The sequence below is a fragment of the Arthrobacter sp. TmtSoilC51 genome (assembly GCF_055388015.1).
In genome coordinates this window covers 629,692-655,609 of sequence record NZ_AP035877.1, presented here as the reverse complement: position 1 = coordinate 655,609, position 25,918 = coordinate 629,692, and the positions used below count along the sequence as shown (strand labels likewise).

Annotated in this window: 28 protein-coding genes; 9 read left to right on the top strand and 19 right to left on the bottom strand. The window is 62.0% G+C overall.

All coding sequences use genetic code 11. The features are described 5' to 3' along the window. Positions 1 to 786 carry a phosphoribosylformylglycinamidine synthase subunit PurQ gene (gene purQ, locus ACZ5G6_RS03185; RefSeq protein WP_498689343.1) on the top strand — a complete coding sequence of 262 codons (786 nt, stop codon included), beginning with the start codon at positions 1 to 3 and terminating at the stop codon, positions 784 to 786. Next, positions 783 to 3,092 (top strand): phosphoribosylformylglycinamidine synthase subunit PurL, encoded by a 2,310-nt coding sequence (gene purL, locus ACZ5G6_RS03180; RefSeq protein WP_498689341.1) that lies wholly within the window; start codon positions 783 to 785, stop codon positions 3,090 to 3,092. The genes purQ and purL overlap by 4 nt, the downstream gene beginning before the upstream one ends. A 51-nt stretch (positions 3,093 to 3,143) precedes the next feature. Here the strand turns inward: purL and ACZ5G6_RS03175 are convergent, their stop codons facing one another. The 4 genes from ACZ5G6_RS03175 to ACZ5G6_RS03160 are packed head-to-tail and all read right to left on the bottom strand — an operon-like array spanning position 3,144 to position 6,712. Next, the gene (locus tag ACZ5G6_RS03175) at positions 3,144 to 4,568 is read right to left on the bottom strand and encodes a putative bifunctional diguanylate cyclase/phosphodiesterase (RefSeq protein WP_498689339.1); all 1,425 of its coding nucleotides are present in this window, start codon (positions 4,566 to 4,568) and stop codon (positions 3,144 to 3,146) included. After that, entirely contained in the window at positions 4,565 to 5,068 is a 504-nt protein-coding gene (locus ACZ5G6_RS03170; RefSeq protein ID WP_223935703.1) for a hypothetical protein, read from the bottom strand. Before ACZ5G6_RS03170 ends, ACZ5G6_RS03175 begins: the two co-directional genes overlap by 4 nt. Further along, positions 5,065 to 6,243: a GGDEF domain-containing protein gene (locus tag ACZ5G6_RS03165; protein WP_498689336.1), complete on the bottom strand. Its 1,179-nt coding sequence runs from the start codon at positions 6,241 to 6,243 to the stop codon at positions 5,065 to 5,067. Before ACZ5G6_RS03165 ends, ACZ5G6_RS03170 begins: the two co-directional genes overlap by 4 nt. 34 nt (positions 6,244 to 6,277) lie before the next feature. After that, positions 6,278 to 6,712 (bottom strand): SipW-dependent-type signal peptide-containing protein, encoded by a 435-nt coding sequence (locus tag ACZ5G6_RS03160; RefSeq protein ID WP_498689334.1) that lies wholly within the window; start codon positions 6,710 to 6,712, stop codon positions 6,278 to 6,280. A 128-nt stretch (positions 6,713 to 6,840) separates the two neighbouring features. Here ACZ5G6_RS03160 and ACZ5G6_RS03155 point away from each other — a divergent pair, with 128 nt between their 5' ends. Beyond that, positions 6,841 to 7,134, top strand: coding sequence for a DUF503 domain-containing protein (locus ACZ5G6_RS03155; RefSeq protein WP_223935700.1), 294 nt, complete (start codon positions 6,841 to 6,843; stop codon positions 7,132 to 7,134). An 8-nt stretch (positions 7,135 to 7,142) separates the two neighbouring features. Here the strand turns inward: ACZ5G6_RS03155 and ACZ5G6_RS03150 are convergent, their stop codons facing one another. Beyond that, complete coding sequence (locus tag ACZ5G6_RS03150) at positions 7,143 to 7,784, bottom strand: GntR family transcriptional regulator (protein ID WP_223935699.1); 642 nt, start codon at positions 7,782 to 7,784, stop codon at positions 7,143 to 7,145. Positions 7,785 to 7,999: 215 nt separating this feature from the next. On the opposite strand from ACZ5G6_RS03150, the gene ACZ5G6_RS03145 reads away from it, so the two are divergent. The 6 genes from ACZ5G6_RS03145 to ACZ5G6_RS03120 are packed head-to-tail and all read left to right on the top strand — an operon-like array spanning position 8,000 to position 13,227. Then, positions 8,000 to 9,343: an MFS transporter gene (locus ACZ5G6_RS03145; protein WP_498689331.1), complete on the top strand. Its 1,344-nt coding sequence runs from the start codon at positions 8,000 to 8,002 to the stop codon at positions 9,341 to 9,343. Beyond that, positions 9,340 to 10,134, top strand: a complete 795-nt coding sequence (locus ACZ5G6_RS03140) for a carbon-nitrogen family hydrolase (RefSeq protein ID WP_498689329.1) — start codon at positions 9,340 to 9,342, stop codon at positions 10,132 to 10,134. Before ACZ5G6_RS03145 ends, ACZ5G6_RS03140 begins: the two co-directional genes overlap by 4 nt. Positions 10,135 to 10,171: 37 nt before the next feature. Continuing rightward, a complete protein-coding gene (locus tag ACZ5G6_RS03135; RefSeq protein ID WP_223935696.1) occupies positions 10,172 to 10,858 on the top strand; it encodes a DUF2848 family protein in 687 nt (228 codons plus the stop codon). Then, the gene (locus ACZ5G6_RS03130; protein WP_498689325.1) at positions 10,855 to 12,327 is read left to right on the top strand and encodes a 4-hydroxyphenylacetate 3-hydroxylase family protein; all 1,473 of its coding nucleotides are present in this window, start codon (positions 10,855 to 10,857) and stop codon (positions 12,325 to 12,327) included. Before ACZ5G6_RS03135 ends, ACZ5G6_RS03130 begins: the two co-directional genes overlap by 4 nt. Before the next feature lie 2 nt (positions 12,328 to 12,329). Then, entirely contained in the window at positions 12,330 to 12,701 is a 372-nt protein-coding gene (locus ACZ5G6_RS03125; protein ID WP_498689323.1) for a cupin domain-containing protein, read from the top strand. 1 nt (position 12,702) lies between these two features. Beyond that, positions 12,703 to 13,227: a flavin reductase family protein gene (locus ACZ5G6_RS03120; protein ID WP_223935693.1), complete on the top strand. Its 525-nt coding sequence runs from the start codon at positions 12,703 to 12,705 to the stop codon at positions 13,225 to 13,227. A 125-nt stretch (positions 13,228 to 13,352) separates the two neighbouring features. On the opposite strand, the gene ACZ5G6_RS03115 is transcribed toward ACZ5G6_RS03120, so the two are convergent. The 14 genes from ACZ5G6_RS03115 to ACZ5G6_RS03050 form a co-directional block, all read right to left on the bottom strand. Then, a complete protein-coding gene (locus ACZ5G6_RS03115) occupies positions 13,353 to 14,246 on the bottom strand; it encodes a carbohydrate ABC transporter permease (RefSeq protein WP_216922004.1) in 894 nt (297 codons plus the stop codon). After that, complete coding sequence (locus ACZ5G6_RS03110) at positions 14,246 to 15,271, bottom strand: carbohydrate ABC transporter permease (RefSeq protein ID WP_223935692.1); 1,026 nt, start codon at positions 15,269 to 15,271, stop codon at positions 14,246 to 14,248. The genes ACZ5G6_RS03115 and ACZ5G6_RS03110 overlap by 1 nt, the downstream gene beginning before the upstream one ends. Continuing rightward, positions 15,268 to 16,677 (bottom strand): N-acetylglucosamine/diacetylchitobiose ABC transporter substrate-binding protein, encoded by a 1,410-nt coding sequence (gene ngcE / locus ACZ5G6_RS03105; protein ID WP_223935691.1) that lies wholly within the window; start codon positions 16,675 to 16,677, stop codon positions 15,268 to 15,270. Before ngcE ends, ACZ5G6_RS03110 begins: the two co-directional genes overlap by 4 nt. A gap of 176 nt (positions 16,678 to 16,853) precedes the next feature. Next, entirely contained in the window at positions 16,854 to 17,480 is a 627-nt protein-coding gene (locus ACZ5G6_RS03100) for a tetratricopeptide repeat protein (protein ID WP_223935690.1), read from the bottom strand. Positions 17,481 to 17,598: 118 nt separating this feature from the next. Then, positions 17,599 to 18,009 (bottom strand): MmcQ/YjbR family DNA-binding protein, encoded by a 411-nt coding sequence (locus ACZ5G6_RS03095; protein WP_498689319.1) that lies wholly within the window; start codon positions 18,007 to 18,009, stop codon positions 17,599 to 17,601. 23 nt (positions 18,010 to 18,032) lie between these two features. Further along, positions 18,033 to 18,941: a polysaccharide deacetylase family protein gene (locus ACZ5G6_RS03090; RefSeq protein WP_498689318.1), complete on the bottom strand. Its 909-nt coding sequence runs from the start codon at positions 18,939 to 18,941 to the stop codon at positions 18,033 to 18,035. 64 nt (positions 18,942 to 19,005) lie between these two features. Then, entirely contained in the window at positions 19,006 to 19,431 is a 426-nt protein-coding gene (locus tag ACZ5G6_RS03085; RefSeq protein ID WP_216922015.1) for a CoA-binding protein, read from the bottom strand. A 9-nt stretch (positions 19,432 to 19,440) separates the two neighbouring features. Then, positions 19,441 to 20,310, bottom strand: a complete 870-nt coding sequence (locus ACZ5G6_RS03080) for a hypothetical protein (protein WP_223935687.1) — start codon at positions 20,308 to 20,310, stop codon at positions 19,441 to 19,443. Then, entirely contained in the window at positions 20,307 to 20,861 is a 555-nt protein-coding gene (locus ACZ5G6_RS03075; RefSeq protein WP_498691732.1) for an RNA polymerase sigma factor, read from the bottom strand. Before ACZ5G6_RS03075 ends, ACZ5G6_RS03080 begins: the two co-directional genes overlap by 4 nt. A gap of 646 nt (positions 20,862 to 21,507) precedes the next feature. After that, a complete protein-coding gene (locus ACZ5G6_RS03070; RefSeq protein ID WP_223935686.1) occupies positions 21,508 to 21,954 on the bottom strand; it encodes an iron chaperone in 447 nt (148 codons plus the stop codon). A gap of 147 nt (positions 21,955 to 22,101) precedes the next feature. Next, positions 22,102 to 23,214, bottom strand: coding sequence for an NAD(P)/FAD-dependent oxidoreductase (locus tag ACZ5G6_RS03065; RefSeq protein WP_223935685.1), 1,113 nt, complete (start codon positions 23,212 to 23,214; stop codon positions 22,102 to 22,104). A gap of 48 nt (positions 23,215 to 23,262) precedes the next feature. Further along, entirely contained in the window at positions 23,263 to 24,324 is a 1,062-nt protein-coding gene (locus tag ACZ5G6_RS03060; protein WP_498689314.1) for a Gfo/Idh/MocA family protein, read from the bottom strand. Next, a complete protein-coding gene (locus ACZ5G6_RS03055; protein WP_498689312.1) occupies positions 24,324 to 25,124 on the bottom strand; it encodes an amino acid ABC transporter ATP-binding protein in 801 nt (266 codons plus the stop codon). The genes ACZ5G6_RS03060 and ACZ5G6_RS03055 overlap by 1 nt, the downstream gene beginning before the upstream one ends. Further along, positions 25,121 to 25,909: an amino acid ABC transporter permease gene (locus ACZ5G6_RS03050; RefSeq protein ID WP_223935683.1), complete on the bottom strand. Its 789-nt coding sequence runs from the start codon at positions 25,907 to 25,909 to the stop codon at positions 25,121 to 25,123. The genes ACZ5G6_RS03055 and ACZ5G6_RS03050 overlap by 4 nt, the downstream gene beginning before the upstream one ends. Between the last annotated feature and the right edge of the window lie 9 nt (positions 25,910 to 25,918).

Below are 25,918 nucleotides of genomic sequence, written 5' to 3'. Positions count from 1 at the left end.
ATGACTTCGCTTCCCCTGATTGGCGAGGCCGTGGCCGTCGCCGCTGACGCTTATGGTGCTCGTGGCCTCGCCGGCGCCAAGATCGGCGTCGTCACCTTCCCCGGTACCCTTGACGACCGCGACGCCGCCCGTGCAGTACGCCTTGCAGGTGGCACGGCGGTATCGCTGTGGCACGCTGACAACCACCTTGGCGACGTTGACGCCGTGATCATCCCCGGCGGGTTCTCCTACGGTGACTACTTGCGCGCAGGAGCCATTTCGCGTTTCGCGCCGCTGATGTCCAAGATCATCGACGCCGCCAACTCTGACGCAAAGCTCCCGGTTTTGGGTATCTGCAACGGCTTCCAGATCCTGACCGAATCGCACTTGCTGCCCGGTTCCATGATCAAGAACGACCACCTGAAGTTCATCTGCCGGGACCAGGTCCTGCGCGTGGAGAACGCCAACACTGCCTGGACCCTGGACTACCAGGACGGCCAGGAAATCACTGTGCCGCTGAAAAACCAGGACGGCCAGTACATCGCGGACGAGAAAACGCTGGATGCCCTTGAGGCTGAAGGCCGCGTGGTGTTCCGCTACGTGGGCTTCAACCCGAACGGCTCCCGCCGCGACATCGCAGGCATCTCCAACGCCGCCGGCAACGTGGTTGGCCTCATGCCGCACCCCGAGCACGCGGTTGAGGTCGGATTCGGCCCCGAGTCGCTGGATGGGATCGGCGGCTCCGACACCGACGGCCTCGGTTTCTTCACCTCCGTATTGAACAAGATTGTGGGAGGCGACAAGTGACCACGGAAACCACCAAGAAGTTCAACATCGATACCGTTGAGCACGCTGCCAAGACCCCGGACACGGAACTCCCGTGGGCCGAGCTCGGCTTGAAGCAGAACGAATTCGACGAAATCGTCAAGGTCCTTGGCCGCCGCCCCACCGGCGCCGAACTGGCCATGTACTCGGTCATGTGGAGCGAGCACTGCTCCTACAAGTCCTCCAAGAACCACCTCCGCCAGTTCGGCGAGAAGGTCACCGAGGAAATGAAGAAGGACATGCTGGTGGGCATCGGCGAGAACGCCGGTGTAACCAACCTGGGCGACGGCTGGGCCGTGACGTTCAAGATCGAGTCCCACAACTCGCCGTCGTTCGTTGAGCCTTACCAGGGTGCCGCTACCGGCATCGGCGGCATCGTCCGCGACATCATCTCCATGGGCGCCCGCCCCGTGGCCGTGATGGACCCGCTGCGCTTCGGCGCGATCGACCACCCGGATACCGCCCGCGTCATGCACGGTGCTGTTGCCGGCATCGGTGGCTACGGCAACTGCCTTGGCCTGCCGAACATCGGTGGCGAGATGGTGTTCGACTCCGTCTACCAGGGCAACCCGCTGGTGAACGCCCTGGCCGTGGGCGTCATGCGCCACGAGGACATCCGCCTGGCCAACGCTTCCGGCAAGGGCAACAAGGTTGTCCTGTTCGGTGCACGCACCGGTGGCGACGGCATTGGTGGTGCTTCGGTGCTCGCCTCGGAGTCCTTCGACGACACCAAGCCTTCCAAGCGTCCGGCCGTCCAGGTGGGCGACCCCTTCGCTGAGAAGGTCCTCATCGAGTGCTGCCTTGAGCTTTTCAAGGGTTCGCTGGTTGAAGGCATCCAGGACCTCGGTGCCGCAGGTATTTCCTGTGCCACGTCCGAGCTCGCTTCCAACGGCGACGGCGGCATGCAGGTTGAGCTGACTTCCGTCCTGCTGCGCGATCCCACGCTAACCCCGGGCGAGATCCTCATGTCCGAGTCGCAGGAACGCATGATGGCCGTGGTCACCCCGGAGAACATCGAAGCGTTCGAAGCTGTCATGGACAAGTGGGCCGTGGAGTACTCCTGGTTGGGTGAGGTCACCGACACCGGTCGCCTCATCATCACCTGGGAAGGCGAAGTAATCGTCGACGTCGATCCCCGCACCGTTGCGCACGACGGCCCGGTCTACGACCGTCCGTTCGCGCGCCCTGAGTGGCAGGACTCGGTCCAGGCGAACTCCTTCACGGGTTCCGTTGAGGATGCCGGCCGTCCGTCCGCTCCCTCGGAGTTGGCTGCAGCCGTCACCGAGCTGGTGGCCTCGCCCAACATGTGCAGCAAGTCCTGGATCACCAACCAGTACGACCGCTACGTTGGGGGCAACACTGCCATGGCCTTCCCGGACGACGCCGGCGTGGTCCGCGTTGACGAGGAAACCGGCTTGGGCGTTGCCCTGGCCACCGACGCCAACGGCCGCTACACCTACCTTGAGCCGTACCAGGGTGCACAGCTGGCTCTGGCTGAGGCTTACCGCAACGTCGCCACCTCCGGCGCTGTTCCGATGGCCGTCAGCGACTGCCTGAACTTCGGTTCCCCCGAGGACCCGGACGTCATGTGGCAGCTCGCCGAGGCCATCCGCGGCCTCTCCGATGCCTGCATGGAGCTTGGTATCCCGGTCACCGGCGGCAACGTCTCCCTGTACAACCAGACCGGCACCACGCCGATCCACCCCTCCCCCGTGGTGGCAGTCCTGGGCAAGCTCGACGACGTCGCCCGCCGCACGCCGTCGGGCTGGCGCGAGGACGGCCAGGCCATCTACCTGCTCGGCACCACCGCAGCAGAGCTGGACGGTTCGGAATGGTCCAACCTCCGCGGACACCTCGGTGGCCTGCCGCCGAAGGTTGACCTCGCAGCCGAGCGTGCCCTGGGCGAGATCCTGATCAACGCTTCCCGCGATGGCATGGTGGACGCAGCACACGACCTCTCCGAGGGTGGCCTCGCGGCCGCGCTGGTTGAGTCCTCGCTGCGCTACGGCGTCGGCGCCCGGATCGCCCTCGAGGAACTCATGGAGCGCGACGGCGTGGACCTGTTCACGGCCCTCTTCTCCGAGTCACAGGCCCGTGCAATCGTGTCCGTCCCGCGTTCGGAGGAAGTCCGCTTCAAGGACATGTGCACCGCCCGCGGCTTCGCGCACCTCCGGATCGGCGTCGTTGACGCTGCCGGCGGAAAGCTGGAGATCAACGGCGTGGACGAGCTGTCCTTGGACGCTCTCCGTGAAGCACACGAGGCCACCCTGCCGAAGTACTTCGGCTAAGCCTCCCCACTTAAGCAACGCAGGGTCACTTACGTGACCCTGCGTTGCTGTTTAAGCGGGCCAGGTCTGTTGCCGGGACAGCTGGGCCGTGAATTCCGGTCCGGGCAAGGGCCGGCCGAAGTAATAGCCCTGTCCACTCGAGCAACCGATGCTTCGCAGCGCTTCGGCCTGATCCGCCGTTTCGACTCCCTCCCAGATGCCCTCAAGGCCGCACGAGCGGATAACCTGTAGGATCGCAGCGAGGAAGCCAAGTTGCGTCGAATCCTGACCGAGCCCTTGGACGAACTGCCGGTCCACTTTCACGCGGTCCACCGGAAGTTTTCGGAGATATCCCATGGACGAGTAGCCTGTGCCGAAGTCGTCGATCTCCAGCCCAACACCCAAGCGGTGCAGGCTCGCTAGGGTGTAACGGTCCAGTTCGTCGTTTTGGATGATGGCGCTCTCCGTGAGCTCCAAAACCAATGATTCCGGAGGAAGCCCCGCTTTGCCCAGCGCTTCCCGCACATCATCCACGAACTCAAGGCTTTGAAGGTCGGCAGCGGAGACGTTGATTCGCATCGTAAAACGGTGTTGTGCCGTGTCCGGGTTGTCCCGCCACTGACGCAGTTGCTCCACGGCCGCCCGGAGGACCCAGCGGCCCAACTCCGCGATCAATCCGGTGGCCTCTGCAACGGGGATGAAGTGGTCCGGCATGATGAGCCCACGCACGGGGTGGTTCCAGCGGACCAAAGCCTCGCTGCCCTCAATCCGTCCGGTGGCCAACTCAACGATCGGCTGGTAGAAGAGGATCAGCTGGTCCGTGCGGATTGCTTCGCGGAGCTCCCCCACGATCTGGCGCTGAAGTTGCCGGGCGTGGAGGGTGGAGGGATCGAACACCTTGAGCTTGTTGCGCCCCTCGCTCTTGGACTCCTCCATCGCCATATCCGCCTCTTGGAGGAGGTCCTCCACACTGTGGTGTGGCTCGGCGATCCGCAGTCCCATACTGGCACCACAGCGGACGCTGCTGTTGCCGAGGTCGACATTGGGTTCCAGCGCCGCAAGGATGCGGTTCCCGACGGCGGCGGCCCGGTTTTGGGGCGTGGCGGGCAACAGCACGGCGAATTCGTCACCGCCCAGGCGGGTGACGACGTCGTTCTCCCTCACCGCCGAGCGGATCCGCATCGCGACCGTGACCAGAATCTGGTCCGCCGAAGCATAGCCGGCGGACTTCTTGAGTCCCTTGAATCCGTCCAGGGTTAGCAGGAGCAAAGCGGCTGGCGCGGCGCCGTCAGCTGCGGCGTCTTGTGCTTCGATGAACGCATCCACCAAAGCCACGCGGTTGCCGAGCCCGGTCAGCGTATCCGTGAAGACTTCCCGGCGCTGTTCGTGGCGCGCATCGTGGAGCTCCTCCATCAACGCCCTGATGTGCCGTTCCAGCTTCCCGATCCGGGCGTCAATGTCCGGGGGAAAGGACCGGCTTGGCTGGGTTGCGTTCACGAGGCTTCCATGAGCCGCAGGGTACAGTCGGCTACGGCTTTCGGTTTGGCGACGGGGTTGCGGCGTTCGTCGAGGAAGAGCCGGTAAGAGGCGACATCGAGCCGGCCGTCCCCCTCAATGGGAGTCCCCGCCCGGTACACGTGCGTAATCCAGGAGCCACCCAGGATGGCTTCGATCCACGCATCGCATTCAGCCAGCGGCAGGGGTACGCGCGTTCCGGTGTTTCGACGATGGCCTGCGATGGAGACCGTAATGCAACTGCCCAGGAGTCCCCTATCGGCAGTGAACCAAGCCAGGCCCTCGACGTCGGCCACAATGGTCAGGTTCGCACTGTCGTCCCCTACGGACTGGACCGGCTGCATCCGAACAGAACGCCGTGCCACGTTCAAGGCTGCTGGTGTTCCAGCCTGGTACGGAGCACTGGTGATGTCTTGCCGGAAGGCGCTCAGCTCCTGGGTGTGCTGGATCTGGATCTTGGTGGTCAGTTCATTAATGCTCATGATTGTGCCTCGTCAGCGATCGTGGCCGCCTGGAGGCGGTCGGCTCCTACAATCCGGTTTCTTCCCTGCGCTTTGGCGCTGTACAGGGCTGCGTCCGCCACTTCGATCATCAAAGTGAGGTCTGAGGCGGTGGTGGTGCTCGATGTGACTCCATAACTGATTGTGGGGAAGGACACGCCTTCCGGAACCTCCGTGGAAGCCATGCGGCGGCTTATCTCGGTGGCGATGCTTTCGGCCCTTTCCTGCGTGGCGCCCGGGAGGAAAAGAATGAACTCTTCCCCGCCGTACCGGCCGATGAGGTCCGTTGACCTGACCGATGACATGCAGGCCTCGGCGAAAGCCTTTAGGGCCACGTCCCCTGCCCGGTGGCCGTGTGCATCGTTGACCAGCTTGAAGTGGTCCAGGTCAGCCAGGACTATTGCAGCACCGGACTCGTTGGCGTGAAGTCGTTTGAGTTCGGTGGATGCCAGGTCCAGAAAGGCTCCGCGGTTGAGCAGACCTGTCAGGTGGTCCTTCGTGGCCCGCTCCCTCAGGCCCTTGATCAGTTGGTCGCTGCTCAGCGTGGTCATGCTGAAGGAGACCGTGACGAGCAGCACCAGGGACACCAGTCCCGAGGGCGCCGGACCAAAATAAGTACGGAATGCTTCGCTGCCAGGGCCTTCCAATGCGTACACCACCCAACGGCCCAGGTAGTAGATGGCCAAGAGTCCGGCGGCCAGGGAGAGGGCTTTGTGAACTTGTGAATGCACTGCCTTGATGAACCACAAGTCGCGGGCAGCCAGTGCGATACCAAAAGTCATCATGGCCAGGTAAACGAAACCTCCGGACCAGACATTGGAGCCGGGGCTCTCCAGTACGGAGGCGACTGCCGTGATGACAGGAGCCACGGCGAGCTGCCATGGAGCTGCCTTGAGGTCCCTCAGGGTACGGGCGCCGGCCCAGACGCTGAACGCTCCGGCCACCACCAGGACGTTGCCGAACGGGTTTGCCCAGTGCTGGGCCGGTGTGCCGTTCAGGAGGAACGCCGTGTTTCCGAGCATGAACTGCAGCAAGGCCAGGCTCCACCAGCCTGCGTATGGTGACCGCGTGCGGCGGTATGAGGAGAAGAACAGCACTAAGAGGGTCAACGTGACCACTCCGAGGGCAACCCTTACCGAAAACGAGTCGAGCACCATTGTTCGCTCCTGCCACTTGGTCCCACGCCAATCTCTAACATGTCAGGGTTCCTGTCAAAGCGGAGCCTTTCCATGTGTTGGTGGTGCCGGGAACCTTGTAATACCCGCGGATTTCGTAGGTCCAGGTGCCCACAGGCTGAACTCCTGACCTATAGGACTTTCCGGCATTCTTGCTAAGGTCGCCCGTGAACTCCAAGCTCCCGGAGGGGTTGTAGAGCTTGACCTCGTGATAGTTCGCGCCGGGGACCTCCGCGAAGGAATTCACGTCCACAACAACCTTGGCACCATTCGCCGAGCACGTCATGACCACGTCCGCGCTGGTCGGTGCCAGGAGACGCATGGCCGAGTACTGAGGATTGGCATTCTCGGTAGCAGAGAATGCGGCAAGTGCTGCGGCAGGCGCCGCCATCAGGGAAAGAGCGACCGCGGTCACGCCCGCGAGCGCGCGCCAGGTATGGTTACTGCTCATGCCGCCCGCCCCCTTAGCTGCTTCCGGCCCTGCTGTGTTTCCAGTTTGATCGCACTGGATCAATCCCGGTGCGGCGTTTCCTCAAGATTGGCTCAGGATTGCAGGGCGGCGACGGCTCATAATGGACCATGTGGATCGGTTGGATTGAATTCGATGTGCTCCTGGGCGATGTCCATAGCCTGAAGGAGAAGCGTTCGCTGGTGCGGCCCCTCCTTGCCGAAATCAAACGCCGCTTCGAAGTGTCCGCTGCCGAGACTGGCCTGCAGGACCAGCATCGCCGGAGTTTGCTGGGTGCGGCGCTGGTGGCACCCGATCGCGCGCACCTCAAGGAAGTGCTCGACGCCGTTGAACGGTTCGTGGCTGCCCGCCCCGAGCTTGAGCTGCTGAGCGCAAGGCAACGCGAACTGCACAGCGAAGACTAATTGCGTGGCTAGTAACCGATGACGGCCAGCCGGGTTGAATCCAGATGGGCATCGATGGCTTGGTGTGCCGCGTCCAGGCTCCGGCTGCGCAGGGCATCGACAATCAGCTGATGCTCGCGGAGCACATCGCCCGCACGGTCCGTCCCCTGGGTCACTGCCCGGACGCCAATCCTGAGTTGCCGCTGCCGAAGCGAGGCGTAGAAATCAGCAAGGATTGGATTTCCTCCTGCGCGGACCATGACCGTATGGAATTCGGTGTCCAACTCGATGAACCTGGCGGGGTCGTCCTTCGCCTCGTGCTGCTGGTCGATGATGCGTTGGAACGCGTCGATCTGCCCATCCAGCATGCTGTCCAAGGCTGAGACGGCCCACTTTTCTACTACGGACCGTGACTGCAGGATCGCGCGGACATCAGGGTCCGAGATCGGCGGAACGTAGGCGCCTTTGTGTGGAATCCGCTTGACGAAACCTTCGGCTTCGAGGCGCAACAGGGCCTCGCGGACTGGTGTGCGCGAGGTGCCGGTGGATTTGGCGAGGACCGCCTCGTTGAGGAAGGCCTCCTCGTCCCGCGGCAGGGCAGCGATATAGCTTTTCATCCACTGGTAGGCCACTTCGGGCTGTGATTGAGCAGTGGGAGTCATCTGGATCATGGAGAGCCTTTCTCGCGAAGCCCAGTATACGAGTTGCATTCAGGACCAACCCGGACACTCGTGAAAAAACTTCTTCATCACATGTAGACGGGTTGTATACAACTAGTCTACAGTGTTATTCAGTGACTCCGCTCACGCATTTGGAACCCCTCAATTTCCTGGGATAGGCCTCGCTTCACGGCCCGGCCCCTCCCAACCGCAAAAGGATCCCCACAATGACCGATTTGAAGAAAGCAGAACTGAGGCAGCAGAAGCACTCCAGCCTGCCGGTGGTCGCCGCTTCGAGCCTGGCCGGCACGGCCGTCGAATGGTACGACTTCTTTCTCTACGGCACCGCCGCCGCACTGGTTTTCAACAAGCTCTTTTTCCCTACCAGTGACCCGCTCGTGGGCACCATGCTGGCGCTCGGAACATTTGCCGCCGGCTTCCTTGCACGTCCGCTGGGCGCCATCGTCCTGGGGCACTTGGGCGATAAGCACGGCCGTCGCGCCACCCTGGTAGCCAGCCTCATGCTCATGGGCGTCGCCACCACGCTTATTGCGTTCATCCCTTCTTATGCGACCATCGGCATCGCAGCACCGTTGCTGCTTTTGTTGCTGCGTCTGATCCAGGGATTCGCACTGGGCGGCGAATGGGGCGGGGCCGTTCTCCTCGTCTCCGAACACAGCAATGACAGTGCACGGCGGGCATTCTGGGCATCCTGGCCCAATATGGGCCCGCCCTTGGGCAACCTCATGGCTGCCGGCGTTCTTGCAATCCTCGCTGCCACCATGCCCGAGAGTGAGTTCGTTGCCTGGGGCTGGCGGGTCGCCTTCGGGCTCTCCGCCCTGCTGGTGATCATTGGCCTCGTCCTGCGTCTCTATGTCCAGGAGACCCCGCTGTTCAAGGAAGCACAGCTGAAGCGCGAGGCCGAAGCAACCAAGGAACGGAAACTGCCCCTGGCCATTTTGTTCCGCCGCAACTGGCGCCAACTGCTCATCGCCACCGGAAGCCGCATGGGCGAGAACGCAGGCTTCTACATCTACTCGCTGTTCATCATCACTTACGTCACCCAAATCATGGGCTTGCAGCGGCAGACCGGCCTCACCGCCGTCATGATCGGTCAAGGTGTCGCCGTCGTCGCCATCCCCATCCTGGCGCTCTATGCGGACAAAGTGGGCCGGAAGCCCATCATGATCGGTGCTTCGATTGCCACCGTGATCTGGGCGTTCGCGTTCTTCGCCCTGCTGAACACCGGCCAGGTGTGGGGCATTATTGCAGCCGCGGTCGGAGGCTTGTTGATCTTCGCCGCCTACAGCTCCGTGATAGGCGCGTTCTTCTCCGAACTCTTCCCCACGGATGTCCGGTACAGCGGCACCTCCGTGGCCTACAACCTCGCCTCACTGATCGCTGGCTCACTGTCCCCCATCATCGCCCTGGCACTCTACAGCGCCTTCGGCACCGGATACGCGATCGGCATCTACCTCGCCGCGATGGGCCTGATCTCCATGGTCTCGGTCATGTTCGCCAAGGAAACCAAAGGCCTGCGGCTCAGCGACCTGGACGAGGAGCAGAAATGAAAGTCGCACTCGTCCAGGTGGCCAGCCCGGATTCGGAAACCCGCGAGGAACGGATCGATCGCGTGGAAACGATTCTTCGCGGCATCAACGGTGCCGATCTGATCGTGTTGCCCGAGTTGTGGAGCGCCGGATACTTCCACTTCGACGAGTACCACGCCCTTGCCGAAACCCACAGCGGTCCCACGGTGTCCATGTGCTCACGCGTGGCGGCGGATCTGGGTGTGTACCTCCACGTCGGGAGCGTCATTGAAGCAGGCGAGGACGGCCAACTCAGCAACACGTCCATCCTGCTGGGACCGGACGGGCAAGTCCTCCATACGTACCGGAAGATCCACGTCTTTGGTTACAAGTCCAAGGAAGCCAGCCTCCTCACGGCGGGATCCTCACTGCCGGTGGTGGAGTTGCCGTTCGGAGCAACGGCCGGGATCACCTGCTATGACCTTCGGTTCCCAGGTCTGTGGATGGAGCTGAGCACCCGGGGCGCGGAAATCGTCATCGTCCCGGCAGCCTGGCCGGCAGCGCGTCGCGAACACTGGCGGCTGCTCACAACGGCCCGGGCACTGGAGCACCAGATCTTCGTGATTGCCTGCAACGCCGCCGGCAGCCAGGAAGGTGTGGAGCTCGGAGGACACAGCCGGGTGGTCGATCCCGCAGGGAATGTCCTCGCCGAGGCCGGGGCCGGGGAATCGGTGCTCATGGTGGACATCTATCCCGATCAGGTCAAAGCAGTACGCACCGAATTTCCCGTCATTGGCGATCGGCTCGCGGCGTACGACGCTCTTGCCGTTTGACCCACAAGACGATTCAGACATCATTCAAGGAGACGGTATGGAAACCACAAGGCAAGTCCCACTCACCTTCAGGGTGGTGGGCACGGACAAGACAATCACGGTCTCGGACTTCCACGCAGTAGTGGCCGGCTACACGGGCCGCGATCCGAAGGCCGTACAGCACCACATCGATGAGCTGGCAGCCATCGGCGTAGCTCCACCGCCGGAAGTGCCCATGTTCTACCGGATGGACTCGGACCTGTTCGATACATCAGGCGAACACGACACCAGCACTAACCTGACCTCCGGAGAGATAGAACCTCTCTACATCCGCCACGACGGCAAGTATTACCTCGGCATCGGGTCCGACCACACGGACAGGGACATCGAAGCCCAGGACATCGGCGATTCCAAAAGGGCATGCCCCAAGCCAGTCGCAACCGAGGTCATCGAAGTCGAGTCGCTCGAAGACCTGGACCTTGACCAGTGCACCGCTCGCTCGTGGGTGGACGGAAACCTGTACCAGGAAGGGTCGCTGGCCGGCCTGCGCAAGCCTGCCGACGTCGTCGAAAAGCTCCTGGCACGCACCGACGTCGGCGACGCCGACTTCATGTGCCTGGGCGGCACCCTGCCGCTGCTGGACGGAAAATTTGTCGACGGAACTTCCTGGAAAGTAGAGCTCTCGTTCCCCGACGGGACGAGAATCGAACACAACTACAAAATCAAGAAAGGCTCACTTCGATGAGAACCGGAAAGCAATACCTGAAGTCCCTGAACGATGGCCGGTCGGTGATCCTCGATGGCGAGGTAGTGGGCAACGTCCTGGAACACCCGGCGTTCGCGAAGGTCGCCCAGACCATGGCTGAGCTGTTCGACATCGCAGCCGATCCCAGCAACGGCATGCAGTTCCACTCCGAAGAAATCGACGGACCCGCCAACCGCACGTTCGCCGCTCCCCGCACGCAGGAAGAACTCGTCCTCCGGCGCCAGGCCATTGAAAAGTGGGCCAAGCACACCCACGGCTGGGTTGGCCGCAGCCCCGACCACGTGGGTACGTTCTTCGCCGCTTTCGGCTCCCACGCCGATGTCTTCAAAAATGAAGAACGTGACTTCGCGGGCAACGTGGAGCGGTACTACAAGAAGATCCTGTCCGAAAACCTGTACCTTTCCTACGCGATCATTCCGCCGCAGGTCTCCCGGGCAACCACAGCATCAGGCTGGGAAGGCGAGTACCTGCAGGTCGGCGTCGTGCGTGAAACCGAGGAGGGCATCATCGTCCGCGGATCGCAGATGCTCGCCACGGGCGCGGCGATTGCCGACGAAGTCTTCGTCACCTGCATCAAGCCACTCGGACCGGACGACGTCGATTTTGCCGTGAGCTTCGCCATCCCGGTGGCCACCGACGGATTGAAGCTGTACTGCCGCCGTCCGTTCGCGCCCGCCGCAACCAGCGACTTCGACTACCCGCTGACCAGCCACTACGACGAGCCGGATGCCCTGGTGGTGTTCGATGACGTGCTCATCCCCTGGGACCGCGTCTTCATCAACCGGAACATCGATACCCTCCGCCGCCAGTTCTTCGATACCGGTGCCCACGCGTTGGGAAACTGGCAGGCCCAGATCCGGTTCTCCACCAAGCTGAAGTTCATTGCTTCTGTCGCCCGCAAGGTCACCCAGGTGAACGGCACGGACAAGATCCCCGGCGTGCAGGAAAAGCTCGGCGAACTCGCCGCCATCGTCCAGTCCGTCGAATCGGCAGTTCTCGCCGCCGAATACACGGCAACCAAGGACGACGCCGGCATGATGGTTCCCGGAAAGAGCGCCCTTTACGGAGCCATGGGTCTTCAATCCGAGACGTACCCGCGCGTGATTTCGATCCTTCGCGACCTCGTTGGTGGTGGCGTGCTGCAACTGCCGTCCAGCATCGCCGACATGACCAGCAGTGTGACCCGCCCGGACATGGAACGCTACGTGCAGTCCCCCGGTGTTACCAGCGAAGAGCGTGTGAAGCTGTTCAAGTTGGCCTGGGACATCATCGGCTCCGAATTCGCCGGCCGCCACCAGCAGTACGAAATGTTCTACGCCGGCGCTCCATTCGTAGTCCGCGGCGCCTACACCTACAGGAACTACGGCTACGACGCCCTGGTGGCAGAGCTCGACAAGTACCTGGGTTCCTACAGCATCAACGGCACCACTGAATCGGAGGGGATCTGATCATGGGAAAGCCCGAATTCGAGTTCACCCCCACCTCCTCGGTGGACTTCGCACCCTGCAACCCCCACATCGAGGGCCTGTCCGAGGCCATCCTTGCCCGGGACTCAGACAATGACAGCGTCACGCGCATCCTCAAGTTCGAGCCCGGAACGGACACCTCGCCCAACGGCGTCCTAACGCACGATTTCTGGGAAGAGGTCTTCATCTTCGAGGGCTCGTTCGTGGACCAGCGCCTCGGCAAGACCTTCAAGGCAGGCGACTGGGCCACCCGTCCGCCTGGCATGGAACACGGGCCGTGGGTTTCCGAAAACGGGGCCAAGATGTTCGAGGTCCGGTACTACACCGATCCGGTACAAGCCGAGCGGAGCAACTGACATGAGCCTCGCACCGCTCTTCACTGTTCCCGATGCCATGGGAATGCGCCGCGCCATGGGCCGCTTCCTCACCGGCGTTGCCGTGGTCACCACCAAGCACGAGGATGAGCTGTACGGGATGACCATCAGCTCGTTGACCTCCATCAGCTTGGAACCGCCCATCCTTATGATCTCGCTGAACTTCGGCACCCGGACCGGTGAGGCATTGATGGAGAGCGGCAAGTTCGCCGTCTCGATCCTTGGGGCCAAGCAGGAGTCGATGGCGCGACGCTTTGCGGTGCGAGGCGGCGACCGTTTCGGCGACGGCGAATTCGACATCACCGAGAACGGGCTTCCTGTCATCAAGGGAGCCCTCGCCCAGGCGGACTGCACGGTTGTGCAGCAGTACGACGTCGGAGATCACCAGGTCTTCTTCGGCCAGGTCACGACGTGCCGGGACCGGGACGGCGAAGTGCTCGCGTTCAAGGCGGGCCGCTTCGGCTCGTTCTCGGACTTCGGCCACGCGGAGATCCCCTGGATGTTCTGAGTTAGGTTTTTAGGAGCCGTCGCTTCCTGACCTTCTTTGAGGCACGAACGCCCCCGACACGCCGCTAATTGCGGCGCGTCGGGGGCGTTCCGTCTTCAAAGAAGGTCAGCACCGTACAGGCGCTGCTACTTCGAGGTGCCTTGCGAGACCGAACCCTGCAGCTGACGCTGGAAGATGACGTACACAATCAGCACCGGAACCACCGTGACAGTGACTGCAGCGAAGAGTGCGCCGAAGTCCACTGCGTACCCCATCTGGCCAGCGAAGGCCGCGAGGCCCTGCGAGAGAACGCGCGGCCCGGCAGCGTTGATGGAAACAGGGATCAGGAACTGGTTCCACAGTCCAAGGAAGTTGAAGATGGCAACCGAGGCGAGGCCCGGCTTGGCCATCGGCAACATGACTTGGAAGAATGTCCGCCACTCCCCTGCGCCGTCGAGTGCTGCGGCTTCAGTGATTTCGTGCGGCAGCGACTTGAAGAAGGAGAACAGGAAGAACACTGTGAACGGCAGGGCGAACCCCACGTACACAATGATCAGGCCCGGCAGGGTGTTGAGCAGTCCAATGTTCTTCAGCACAAAGAACAGCGGGACCATGGCGAGGAAAATCGGGAAGGTAAGGCCAGCAAGCATGAGGTAGTAGATGGCCCGGCTGCCAGGGAACGTGTACCTCGCCAGGACGTAGGCACACATTGCGCCGAGCACCATGACGATCACCAATGCCGAACCCACAACAACCACCGAGTTCAGGAAGTAGCTCCCGATTCCAGCCTCACTCCAGGCCTTCACATAGTTGTCGAACCGCCATTGCGAGGGCAAGGCGAACGGAGAGGCAAAGATCTCGCTGGACGTCTTGAAGGATGACATGAACGTCCACAGAAGCGGCAGGATCACAATGAGGGACCAAATGGTCAGAGCGGTGTGTGAAACAGCGCCCACCAATTTGTCCCCGGGCGTCGTGGCAGGTTTGCGGGGCTGGAAGTGCAGCGACTTCATTTCCGGGGTTGAAACTTTTGTTGTCATTAGATGCTCACGTCCTTGTCGCCACCAGTGAGCCGATTAATCACGAACACCAGGCCGGAGAAGATCAGGGTGGCAACAGCCAGGACAACGCCCATGGCGCTGGCCAAGCCGAATTGGCCCTTGCTGAAGGCCGTGAAGAACAACTGCTGTGCCATCACGAGCGTCGAATTGTCCGGACCACCACCGGAGTTGAGGGCCGCCATGTAAACGAACGCATCGAGCGCCAGGATACCCATATAGATGTAGGCGGTCTGGATGTTATCCCGGATCAGCGGGATGGTGATGGACACGGCGGTACGAAGCCTGCCTGCGCCATCGATCCTGGCGGCCTCGAACAGTTCGGCAGGAATGCCCTTGATACCGGCCACGAACAGCACCATGTAGAAGCCAACGAAGCCCCACACAATCACGAACATCGTGGCGATCATGGCCGTATTCTTGTCGCCAAGCCACGCGAAGTCCTTGAACTGGTCAAGGCCCATGCTGGTCAGGATCCCGTTGAGCAGGCCCCCGGACGGATCATAGATCTGGCCCCACATGATGCCAATGGCGATTGCGGGAATCGTGTACGGGAAGAACGAGACCACGCGGTAGAAGCTGGAGTTCCGCAGGCCCTTGATCTGGCCTTTGCTGCTTCCGCCGACGGTCACCAGGGTGGCGAGGACCAGGCTCAGGATGATGGTGACGATGGGCAGCACGATGACCAGGAGGATGTTGTTCCCCATGGCCTTCATGAAGATGTCGTCAGTGAAGATCCTGGCGTAGTTCTCAAAGCCGATGAAGTTCTGCGTGGGCGAAAAACCCGACCAGTCCGTCAAGGAATAACCGAAAGCCTGAATAAAAGGCCAGATCACGAACAAGAGATAGATGGCCAGCGGCAGGCCAAGGAACACCGCGAAGAAGCTGACTTTATCCCACGTCAGCGGCTTGCGCCGGCGCCTCACCACAACCGGTGGGGCCATGGCCGGAACGACGGCGGCCAGGCCGTCGTCGTTCCGGCTCTGCTTGGTTTTCACTACGGTCACTTCACTTCAATCTTCTTGACCGAGCTGTCGTTGCGGACCTTGTCGGTGATGTTCTGGAGGGCCGAGGTAAGCGTCGCAACGTCCGACTTGCCATCGAGGAAGGTATTCCAGACGACGAGTTGGTCCTTATTGGTGCCGTAAAGGTCAATGAAGTTCCAGGTGTAGATGTTCTCACCGGCATCACCCAGCAGCTTGGTCTGCGAGACCAACGCGGTGGAGCCGAAGCCATCGGCCGGGACGGTGTCCTTGACGATGGTGGGAGCGAGTTTGGTCTTGGCGAAGTTGGTAGCAGCTTCCTTGGAGAGCATGACGCGGAGCAGTTCCTTGCCGCCGGCCACGTTCTTGCCTTGGGAGGGAACCACATATGGCTCGCCGGCTGCACTGTGCAGCGAGGCGTACGGCTTTTTGGGGCTCGCACTCACTGAAGGCACCGGCGCGCCCGTCATCTTGAAGTCCGCCTTGGTCTGGTCCTTCATCTCGTTTTCGATCCACGAACCGGACGGGTAGAAGACTGCCTCCTGGGCGTTGCTCCACTGGGCCTGGGCTGCCGTGAACTGCGTTCCGGAACCACCGGGCTTGAAGTAGCCCGCCTTGATGATCTTGTCCAAGGCGGTGAAGACGGACTGGATCGCCGGGTGCGACCAGCAGTCTGCCTTGAGGTTCTCCAAGGCCAGCCGGACGTCGTCGCCACCTTCCTTGATAGCGGAAGCGATAGCCATTTCCTGGTAATACGTGGCAGCTTCCTTGCCCCAGAGGAACAGGTACTTACCCTTGGCCTTGGCTTGCTCGCCCAGTGCGTACATTTCGTCCCAGGTCTTCGGAACGGTCCAGCCGTTTTCCTTGAGCAGGGAGTCTGAGTACCACATGGCGTAGACGGTGAGCACATAGTTCAGCGCAGCCAGCTTGCCCTCGAAGGTCCCGGGAGCGAGCACGCCCGTGTACAGGGTGTCCTTAATGACCTTGCCCTCGAGGTTCTTGGCCTCTACCACGCTGGTGAGGTCCTCGAGCTGGGCAAGGATGGTGCTGAAGCCAATAGCCTTGGCACCGGAGTTGTCGATCAAGTCCGGCGGGTTGCCACCGACGAAGCGCGGTTGCAGCTCCTGCGCGATATCCGTGGACGGGGCAATCTTGGCGGTGGAGCCCGAGTGGGCCTTTTCGAAAGCCTTGCCGGCGAAATCGACGTAGTCGATGCCGTAGCCGCCCTTGAAGATCACGGCGTCGACGGTGGATTTGTCCGCCATGCCAAAGGGGTTGGTGTCGGAGACGGTGCCCGTGGGGCCGGTAGTGGTACCGCCACCACCTGCTGCACAGGACGCAATGGTTCCGCCCATGGGGACAAGCACCGCAGCTGCGAGTGCCCCGCGGAGGAATCCGCGGCGACCAAGGGACTGGTGCTGAACGTTCATTTCGTAACCCTCCAGTGACTCGTAATGTCGACTCTTGCGGCAGGCGGCCGGAAAGTCGGACAGTCTGGGTTGGCCACTCTGCAGCGCCAACCTTCGTGTGACATACTTCACCACGAATGATCGAAAATCAATATTTCTCGGTACTTTCGATCAACATTTGTCAAAGCGTGATCTTTCTACGGACCCTCCGCGAGGGCTTTTCCACACTCGGTAATCGCTTCCCGGGCGAGGAGCCTTTGCCGCTCAGTTCCCAGTCGTTCCGCCCATTGTTCGGCCAATTGGAACTCCACCAAGGCTTCCGTGAAGCGCCCGTTACCGTGCAGAAACCAGCCGAGGCTTGTGTGCAAAGCAATCATCCATCGCTTGGTCCGCTCATGATGGGCCGTGGATGCGTATTCCAGGGCGCTCCGCATCCAGGCTTCGGCGTGGGCTACGTCCGCAATCGAGAGCATGTGCAGTGCGTCCACGGCCAGGAATTCCTCACCAAGGTGGTCAGCCAGCTCCGCAGCCTGTTCAAGGAGCGGCACGGCCATCGCTGCGTGTCCGCCGGCATTCAAAACGCGTCCACGCTCCAGGAGGACGCGTACACCCACGGTGGGTTCATCGCCATCGATTCCGTCCAGCAGAGCGTCGGCTTCCTCGAAACGGCCCTGCAGGCTGATGGCCCGCCCAAGCTGTGTTGCCAACTCGGCCCGCTCATCGGCGTCGTAAATTTCCTCCAGCATGGCTGCCCGGAACCTGGCCTCAGATGCTGCCGGATCGCCAAAGTTCCATAAGTGGTCCAAAGTTCCCTGATCCAGCATCAACCCGCTCCTGACCAGCCTCCGCTGCGCCCGTTGGCTTGCACTATCAATGTAGCCCCATGTCAACGGCGTGGGGAGAGGGTTTGGGGCCGTGTCAGTCCGGGGTCAGGTTGCCGTTTCAGATGCCGGGGCGATTGGCGAGCCGTGCCCAGCCGAGCTGTTCCTGCTGCTTGCGGCTGAGCGTAGCCACCACCAGATCATAGGAGTCCTCCACCATGTCCCGGATCATGTCATCGGGGAGGGACCCATCCAGCCGGACGCCATTCCAATGCGTCTTGTTCATGTGCCAGGCACCTGTGATCTCGGGATGGGCTGCGCGGAGTTGCTCGGCCAACACAGGCTCGCACTTGAGGCTCACGGACCAGTTGCCGGGATCCATCGCGGAGAGCGCGAACATCTTGGCCTCGTGCCGGGCTCCACCGGCGACAGCGGCCCGCACCTTGAACACGGACGTTTCAGGTCCGAACGGGAAGTCTTCAAAAGCCCCGGGAAAGCCCAGGCAGATCTGGCGGAGCTGGGAAACATCCATGGAGGTGAGATTACCCGGCAGGCCTACGCCACGCCCAGGAAGTCCTCCAGTAGCACGACTTCCAGTCCCGCGGCCACCTGTGCAGCACGGAATGCAGCGAGGTCCGCGGAAAACTCGGCACGGAAATGCATCAGCACGATGTCACCGGGACGCAGTGAGTTACCCACCTGATAGTCCATCTTTCCGGCGTTGGCTTTAGCTTCCCACGTGATGATCGCCTTCATTCCAGCAGCCGCAACCGCCTGCCGCATGACGTTGGAGTAAGCTCCGCCCGGGGGCCGGAACAGCGTAGGACGGCGGCCGTAGTGCTGAAAGGCGTACTCCTGCATGCCCACAATGTCGTTCAGCTGCTGCTGGTACCCCCACTGCCGCACCATGTTGATGTTGTGCGTGACGGTGTGGTTCTCCACCAGGCTGCCTTGGGCCCGGAAGGCGTCGAAGAAAGCGGGGTTGTCCGCAATGGTGTCCCTGGTCAGGAACAGGGAAGCCGGGTAGTCGTAGTCGGTCATGAGCTTGACCGATTCCGGCGTCTTGATGTTGCCGTCATCGATGGTCAGGAACACTACCGGATGCTTGGTTTCGATCTTGGTGATCACAGGTGCCAGGCCACCGACGATCGGGGGCAGCTGGTAGTCCGGAATGAAGGTGCGGCGGATCCGTTTGGTCGGCCTTGGGGTTGGGGTTGCACTGTTCGTTGGGGTTGCACTGTTCGACGGCGGCACCTCACCCCCGGCCGACAGCCCGCCATTCGGGCCCGGCACCTCGGGCGATGCAGACGCGGAACCGTGCGGCAGCTCCGGCGTCGAGCTTTCCGGTGCAGCGCAGGCACTCAGTCCGGCAACGAGCGAAGCGCCAAAAACCCCGAGCACGGCGCGTCGGGCTGGTTGGAAAGCTGGCGTGGAGATGGGCACCGCTGAATGGTCGCCACACATGGCCGTCCCCTAAGGCTAAAAAGAATGAGTCAGCTGCAGATTAGCAAAGGAATCACCCTGGGGATTACAAGCCGTAATGCCAGCCTTCACGTGCCGGGCAGGAATTGACCACGACGTCCAGACCTGCATCCCTGGCGCGCTGTACGGCGTCGTCGTCAAAGACCCCCAGCTGCAGCCACACAGCCTTCGCGCCGATGGCGATCGCCTGATCGATAACAGCACCCACCCGCTGCGAGTTGACGAAGCAGTCCACGACGTCGATAGGGTGCTTCTCAGCAGGGATATCCGCGAGGGACTTGTAGCCCTTTTCGCCATGGACATCCTCGCCCTTGAGGTTCACGGGGATGATCTCCATGCCCATGCGGTCCCGAACGTACAGTGAGACGTCATATGCGGAGCGCCACTCATTGTTGCTAAGCCCTACGATGGCCCAGCATCCTTTTGTTCGCATCAATCGTTCCACCACGGCCGGATCGTTGACATGCATCATGACGCAAGCTTAGTGTCCCGTGCCCCTCAACCAATGCTTCAGTTTGTCCACGAAGGACTGGAATTGTTCATCAGTCGGCTTCTCGTTCAACGATGGGAGTGCCTGGCTTGGTTTTTTACCGTGGGCGGGTGCGGGTTTGGCCGTTGTAGTCGCCGGGACGCTCGGATTGGCAACGTCAGGGAGCGTTGGCACGTTCTGGCTGCTTTTTGCCTGCTGGAGCGCTCCCGCACCGAGCTTCGCCTCTGCCGGCGTCGCCTCGTCGTTTCGGGGTGGCTGGGCGTTTCGAGGTGGCTGGGCCGCAGTTGCGCCGGGAGCCGCCGGGACGTTTTCGACGTCGGCCGCCTGCGCTTCAGTCGCTGCCTGCTGCCCCCGGGTCTGGACCGGCAGGGAAGTCCCCGCAGACTCATCGGCTTGCCGGGCTGGCGCGGCAGCACGTGATTCGCTTGCTAGCGGGACGGCTGCGGGATCCACGGCAGGTGCTGGTTCCGTGCTGACTTTCGGGGCATCCGGCGTGGGCAGCACCGGCACTGCGGCGGACCACGGCGGAACGAAATTGCCCAGCAGTTCATTGACGAACGCAGGCGTACGGGTGAAGCCGGAACTGGCCGCGGCCACACCACTCACGCCAAGCCCCATAGCCGCGACCACAGCCACGCTGACCACAGCCGTGCGGTGCTTGCGGCGCCAACGGCGCTTGCTGACTTCATCATGCGGTCCAGCGAGCATCGCGGCCAGTGCCGCATTGGGGGCCGGTGCCGGAAGGTTCGCGAAGGAACGGATGGAGAGCAGTGCCTGCCGAACGTCGGGCGCGCCAGTGAGCTCGGCGTCGAGCAAAAGCTCGTCGACGACAACTTCGCGTTCCATATCCCTGTATGTCATGAGGACACGTATTCCTTTACTGCCGAATGCTCACGGAGCGCCGTCAAAGCCCTGCGCTGCAGTTGCTTTACAGCGCCGGCGGATTTCCCCATGATGTCGGCCACCTGTTCCACCGTGAGTCCTGCCACGATCCGGAGGGCCAGGACCTCCCGCTGATCGTCCCTGAGGGTATCCAGGAGTTTCATGACCTCTTGGGGAGCCAGCAGGCCCATTGCCTCAGACTCCGCGGAGCTTGACTCGCGGGTATCGCGCTCGGGCTCGAACTCATGGTGTTCCGGGGCCCTGCTTTGCTTCCGATGCTCATCCACCATGCGGGCGTGTGCCACCGAAAAAACAAAAGTCCGTAGTCCGCCTGCTCCTCCCCTGATGTCGTCCAAACGGGGCAGGACAGCCAGGAACACATCCTGTGTGATGGCCTCGGGATCTGACACCCCTTTAGCGGTCAGGTAGCCGAGGACCGGTCCGGCGTACGCCTGGTAGACGGCGCTGAACAGTTCCGCGTTATTGCCCTTGAGTGCATGAAGCGCTTCGTCGGTCAATGCGTCGGTCACAGTGAAGAGACTTTCGATCGGCGGCAGGTCCGGGGCTTGGAGCCAGGTCATCCGCCTTTGCTCGACGGGCAACCCACCAAGGGTATCTGCTCAACCGGGCCGCCCCAAGGACGGCCCACAATGTCCCTCAAAATCTCATCAGGACAGAGAAGGGCCGAGCTGGAACATGATGGGGGACAAATTCCAGCTCGACCCTTTCAAAGACGTAATCGTCGGGGGACGCCCAAGGGTTACGCAGGGTACGAACTTTTTTAGGACTTTTTTGTGGCGCATCTACGCGGGCAGTGGGCTATGGACTCTGCCCGCATAATCACTACGCTGAAAAAGACCAATGCCGAGTTCCAAAGGAGAGATGATGACGCTTCCTCCAACTCACGAACCTGAGCCGTTTCCGCCGGACCCGGGACCGGTCCCGCCACCACCGGATCCCACTACCCCGTTCCCGCCCAGCCCCATTCCGAGTCCGAATCCGACGCCCGGACCGCTTCCGGTTCCGGATCCTGGTCCCGTGCCACCACATCCTGATCCAACGCATCAACCAGATCAGCCCAACCAACCGCCAAGTTAGGCGCGTTCAGGACTTAGACACATACGACGACGGCGGTCACCTACCAAGGTGACCGCCGTCGTCGCCGGTTCAGCTCCGCTAGCCGACCGCCCTCTTGATGAGCTCGACGATCCTGGCTTCAACGTCCGGGGTGAGCTCCGTCAGCGCGTACGACGTTGGCCACATGCTGCCGTCGTCCAACATTGCACTCTCTTCAAAGCCGAGGGTGGCATACCTGCTCTTGAACTTGTCGGCGCTCTTGAAGAAGACGATGTTCTTCCCGTCTTTGGCATACGCCGGCATTCCGTACCAAGTCTTCGGGGAAAGCTCCGGCGCATGCTCCCTCACGAGCGCATGAAGTCGCTGCGCGATGGCCTTATCCGCTGGCGGCATCTCGGCGATCTTTTCCAGGACGTCGCTCTCGCCGTCGGCCTTTGAAGCCTTCCTGTTCGAGGTCTTCTTGAGTTCTTGCGCACGCTCCTTCATCGCGGCGCGTTCGTCCGCGGTGAATCCGTCGTAGGACTTGGCGGTTCCGGTCTCAGCCATGGCAGGCCCCTCTCGCTGCTGGAAATCTTTTCGGATATTTCAACCATAGGTCGCTGCCCATAAGCGGGCTTCTCCGAAACTGCTCAATGAGCTTCAGGACCTCCTCCGGCCAGGAGCCTTTTGGGGCGGCTTTCCAAGCGGTAGCAGCTAGGAGAAACGTCCCGGCCGGAAGGTTGCCAGCATGGGGTGCTTGTTGCCGGTCAGGATCTCTCCGGACAACAGTTCACCTGCAATGAGTCCCAACGTGGCGCCCGAGTGCGTGAACGCTACGAAACAGCCAGGTACTTGGCCCAGTTCACCGAAGACGGGCTCACCGTCGCCGGGTATGGGCTTGTAGCCAATCTTCCAGGAGGCAGGCTTGAGTTCCGGGTTGCCGGCAATCAGCTTGGAGGATTCGTCGGCCAGTTCCTGTACAACCTCGTCGGGAATGCTGAAAGAACCATCGGCGTGTTCGGTGATCCGGTCTTCGTACCAGTCGTGGTCCAGGGCGAACGTGTTGCCCGGGTTGGGACGGACGGCGGCACGTGGCGTATTCATCACTGCTTTCACCTGGTGCTCCACAGGCTTGGTGACCACCAGCATGGAGACCGGGGAACCATTGGGGATTTCCACACCGAGTGGCTTCACGACGGCGGGCGTTGCTGCGCCGCATGCCACGAGGACGGCATCGGCTGGATAGGTCTGGCCGGAAGCAGTCTCGACGCCGGTGGCCTTGCCGCCGTCGAGCGTCACCTGGACTTTTCCGGCGTTGAGGATGAGCTGGCCGCCGAGGGCGTGGAATTCCTCCATCAGGAAGTTGACCAGGTCCGGCAGGCTGACCCAGCCTTCCCCCGGGTTGAAAATGGCGTTCTCGGGAACAGCACTGGCGTCGATTCCGGGCGTTACTGATGCGATTTCTTCAGGGGCCAGAAGCTTGGAGTCGTAGCCAATCGACTGCTCGTAAGCATGGCGGGCCTCGGTTACTTCGCGCTTGCCTGCGGCGTTCCACATGAGGCCTCCGCCGAACTGAAGCCACTCGCGGCTGGGATCTGCGGCGAACAGCGTCCGGTACCGGTCGACGCCGGCAACCCGCAGCTGGTGGTAGGGGGTGGACCTCTCGCCTGCGGAGTTGAGCCAGGAAAGTGATCGGCCCGTGGCCTCGCTGGCCAGGCCCTGTTCAGTCAGCAGCGTGACTGAAGCTCCCCCGCGGAGCAAGTGAACGGCGGTGGAAACGCCCAGGATGCCACCCCCGATGACGGCGACGTGCTTGATGGAGGACATAGCTCTCCCTTTCTTTGATGTGCTTGTGGGTGCTTGGGACGCACTTGCTTACGCGAAGGCGTGGATGCTTTCGATGATTTTGAGGGTTTCCAGCGCCTCGGCCGGCGCTACGGGAAGCGGGCCTTGCCCACGAAGGCAGGCTGCGAGCCCGGTGTAGAACTGTGGGTACGCGCCCTTTTCTGCGGGAACGGGTTTAGCTGAACCGTCCACTCCCAGAAGCCCCCAAGACTCCTGGGGTTCGGTGCCATAAGAGGCGTCCGACGGAGTGACCCCAGCTGCGAGCGCGGGTTCCTGACTGTCCAGTCCCCACTTGGTGTACGCGGCTTTTGATCCGAGGACATGGAACCTTGGGCCAACCTGGGCCGCCATGCCGTTCATCCATAGCCGGGACCGCACGCCGGATTCATGGAGCAGGGACACGAAGGCCTCGGTGTCCGCCGCGGCTGGATACGGACCGTGGTTTGCGGTCTCGCCGTAGCTCTCCTCCACAGGCCCGAACAGCTGGATGGCTTGGTCGATCAAGTGGGCGCCGAGGTCATGAAGGATGCCACCGCCCTCGGCCAGGGTTGATGTATCGCGCCAGTTTCCGAAGCCTTCCGGGCGCCACCATTCAAAACGGGACTCAAATGTCCGCACCTCTCCCAGTGCGCCGTCGCGCAAAAGTTTCCGCAACGTCAGGAAGTCGGCGTCCCACCGGCGGTTCTGGAAGACCGTTAGCTGCACGCCGGCGTCGGACGCGCGCCCGGCCAGTTCCTCGCCGTGGGCCACCGTGGTGACGAAAGGCTTGTCCACCACGACGTTCAGGCCGCACGCGATGGCCGTGGCCCCAAGTTCGAGGTGAGTAAGTGGCGGCGTTCCCAGAACGACGAGATCGAGGTCGCCTGCCTGGGCGAACATCTCCTCCGGAGTGGGCACTATCCGCGCCTGAGGGTAGAGGCGCGCGGCTTCGGTGGCACGCTCCGGGTCCGCCGTCACGATGACGTCCAGCGAATAGTTCTTATCCGCTGCGATCAGCGGGGCGTGGAAGACTTTTCCGGAGACGCCAAACCCGACGACGGCGGTCCGGATGGGTGCCGCTGTTACCTGGCCGATCACAGGATTCGCGCCCATTACAGGACTTCCGAAAGGAAGCGCTGCAGGCGTTCGCTACGCGGGTTGTCAAAGAGCTCGGCCGGGGTGCCGACCTCCACCACTTCGCCTTCATCCATGAAGACCACTTGATCAGCAACCTTGCGGGCAAAGCCCATCTCGTGCGTGACCACCAGCATGGTCATCCCGCGACGGCCGAGGCCCGCCATCAGGTTCAGGACACCCTTGACGAGTTCCGGATCCAAGGCACTGGTGGCTTCGTCGAAGAGCATGACTTCGGGTTCCATGGCGAGGGCCCGGGCGATGGCGACGCGTTGCTGCTGACCGCCGGAGAGGTCACGTGGCCGGTGGTCAGCGCGTTCGGCGAGGCCCACTTCGGCGAGCCGGCGTTGGGCGCGTTCCCGTGCCTCCTTCTTGGACATTCCCTTGACGCTCCACAGGGCGAGGGCCACATTTTCCAGGGCTGTGTGGTCAGGGAAGAGGTTGAAGTGCTGGAACACCATGCCGATGCGGGCGCGGAGGATGTCCGGCTTGACCTTGAGGGCGCTTTCGCCAGCCAGAAGCACATCGCCGCTCTTGGGTTCGTGCAAGCGGTTGACGCCGCGAAGGAGTGTGGACTTGCCGGAACCGGACGGACCGATGATGCATGTGGTGGTGCCCGGAGCTACGGTGAGGCTGACGTTGCGAAGTACCTCGACGTCGCCGTATGCCATGGTCAGGTTCCGCAGTTCCAGGCTGGAGCCGTGGAACTTTTCGATGTCTGGGGCGGTTTTGTTGGTGCTGGCACTGGCGGTGCTGCTGCTGTTGCTAGTGAGGTTCACGTGTTGCTCCCGGTGATGAGCGGCGATGCCGCGTCGAGTTCCTTGACTTCCTTCAGCCCGCTGGTTGGGGCTGTGGGACGGCGGCGACCGGTGCGGAACTTGTTGTCGAAGTAATTAACCAGGTGGGTCAGTGGCACTGTGATCACCAAGTAGAAGATCCCTGCCATGACCAGCGGCGAGAGATTGCCTGAGAGTACTGCGGCATCCTGGCCCACACGGAACAGTTCACGTTCGCTGACCAGCAGGCCAAGGAAGTAGACCAATGAGGAGTCTTTGACGATCGCAATGAACTGGTTCACCAGGGCAGGCAGTACACGGCGTACCCCTTGTGGCACCACTACCAGGGCCATTGACTTGGAGTAGCTCATGCCCAATGCGCGGCATGCCTCGCCTTGGCCTTTGTCCACGCTCTGGATGCCGGCACGGAAGATTTCTCCGATATAGGCGCTGGCGATCAGGCTCAGTGCGATGATTCCCAGCGGGTACGGCGAGGGTCCAAACACGGACTGGCTGAACCGGGCAAAGCCTTGGCCGATCAGGAGGATGGTGAGGATTGCGGGCAGGCCACGGAAGAGGTCCGTGTAGATCCGAGCCGGAATACGCAGCCATTTGGACCGTGAGATCCCCATGACCGCCACCACCATGCCCATCACTACGCCGAGGATGGTTGCTGCGATGGAGATGATCAGGGTGTTGAGGAGTCCAACTCCCAGGAGTTGGGGCAGTACTTCGATCATCGAATCGACATCGAAGAATGTGCGGCTGATGGTATTGAGCCAATCCATTGAATGCTC

Bases quoted from the DNA above. Each gene is read 5' to 3' on its own strand.
- purQ (WP_498689343.1), top strand. From the start codon at position 1: ATGACTTCGCTTCCCCTGATTGGCGAGGCCGTGGCCGTCGCCGCTGAC.
- ACZ5G6_RS03170 (WP_223935703.1), bottom strand. From the start codon at position 5,068: ATGAGCATTAATGAACTGACCACCAAGATCCAGATCCAGCACACCCAG.
- ACZ5G6_RS03165 (WP_498689336.1), bottom strand. From the start codon at position 6,243: ATGGTGCTCGACTCGTTTTCGGTAAGGGTTGCCCTCGGAGTGGTCACG.
- ACZ5G6_RS03160 (WP_498689334.1), bottom strand. From the start codon at position 6,712: ATGAGCAGTAACCATACCTGGCGCGCGCTCGCGGGCGTGACCGCGGTC.
- ACZ5G6_RS03155 (WP_223935700.1), top strand. From the start codon at position 6,841: ATGTGGATCGGTTGGATTGAATTCGATGTGCTCCTGGGCGATGTCCAT.
- ACZ5G6_RS03150 (WP_223935699.1), bottom strand. From the start codon at position 7,784: ATGATCCAGATGACTCCCACTGCTCAATCACAGCCCGAAGTGGCCTAC.
- ACZ5G6_RS03145 (WP_498689331.1), top strand. From the start codon at position 8,000: ATGACCGATTTGAAGAAAGCAGAACTGAGGCAGCAGAAGCACTCCAGC.
- ACZ5G6_RS03140 (WP_498689329.1), top strand. From the start codon at position 9,340: ATGAAAGTCGCACTCGTCCAGGTGGCCAGCCCGGATTCGGAAACCCGC.
- ACZ5G6_RS03135 (WP_223935696.1), top strand. From the start codon at position 10,172: ATGGAAACCACAAGGCAAGTCCCACTCACCTTCAGGGTGGTGGGCACG.
- ACZ5G6_RS03130 (WP_498689325.1), top strand. From the start codon at position 10,855: ATGAGAACCGGAAAGCAATACCTGAAGTCCCTGAACGATGGCCGGTCG.
- ACZ5G6_RS03125 (WP_498689323.1), top strand. From the start codon at position 12,330: ATGGGAAAGCCCGAATTCGAGTTCACCCCCACCTCCTCGGTGGACTTC.
- ACZ5G6_RS03120 (WP_223935693.1), top strand. From the start codon at position 12,703: ATGAGCCTCGCACCGCTCTTCACTGTTCCCGATGCCATGGGAATGCGC.
- ACZ5G6_RS03115 (WP_216922004.1), bottom strand. From the start codon at position 14,246: ATGACAACAAAAGTTTCAACCCCGGAAATGAAGTCGCTGCACTTCCAG.
- ngcE (WP_223935691.1), bottom strand. From the start codon at position 16,677: ATGAACGTTCAGCACCAGTCCCTTGGTCGCCGCGGATTCCTCCGCGGG.
- ACZ5G6_RS03100 (WP_223935690.1), bottom strand. From the start codon at position 17,480: ATGCTGGATCAGGGAACTTTGGACCACTTATGGAACTTTGGCGATCCG.
- ACZ5G6_RS03095 (WP_498689319.1), bottom strand. From the start codon at position 18,009: ATGGATGTTTCCCAGCTCCGCCAGATCTGCCTGGGCTTTCCCGGGGCT.
- ACZ5G6_RS03090 (WP_498689318.1), bottom strand. From the start codon at position 18,941: ATGTGTGGCGACCATTCAGCGGTGCCCATCTCCACGCCAGCTTTCCAA.
- ACZ5G6_RS03085 (WP_216922015.1), bottom strand. From the start codon at position 19,431: ATGATGCATGTCAACGATCCGGCCGTGGTGGAACGATTGATGCGAACA.
- ACZ5G6_RS03080 (WP_223935687.1), bottom strand. From the start codon at position 20,310: ATGACATACAGGGATATGGAACGCGAAGTTGTCGTCGACGAGCTTTTG.
- ACZ5G6_RS03070 (WP_223935686.1), bottom strand. From the start codon at position 21,954: ATGGCTGAGACCGGAACCGCCAAGTCCTACGACGGATTCACCGCGGAC.
- ACZ5G6_RS03065 (WP_223935685.1), bottom strand. From the start codon at position 23,214: ATGTCCTCCATCAAGCACGTCGCCGTCATCGGGGGTGGCATCCTGGGC.
- ACZ5G6_RS03060 (WP_498689314.1), bottom strand. From the start codon at position 24,324: ATGGGCGCGAATCCTGTGATCGGCCAGGTAACAGCGGCACCCATCCGG.
- ACZ5G6_RS03050 (WP_223935683.1), bottom strand. From the start codon at position 25,909: ATGGATTGGCTCAATACCATCAGCCGCACATTCTTCGATGTCGATTCG.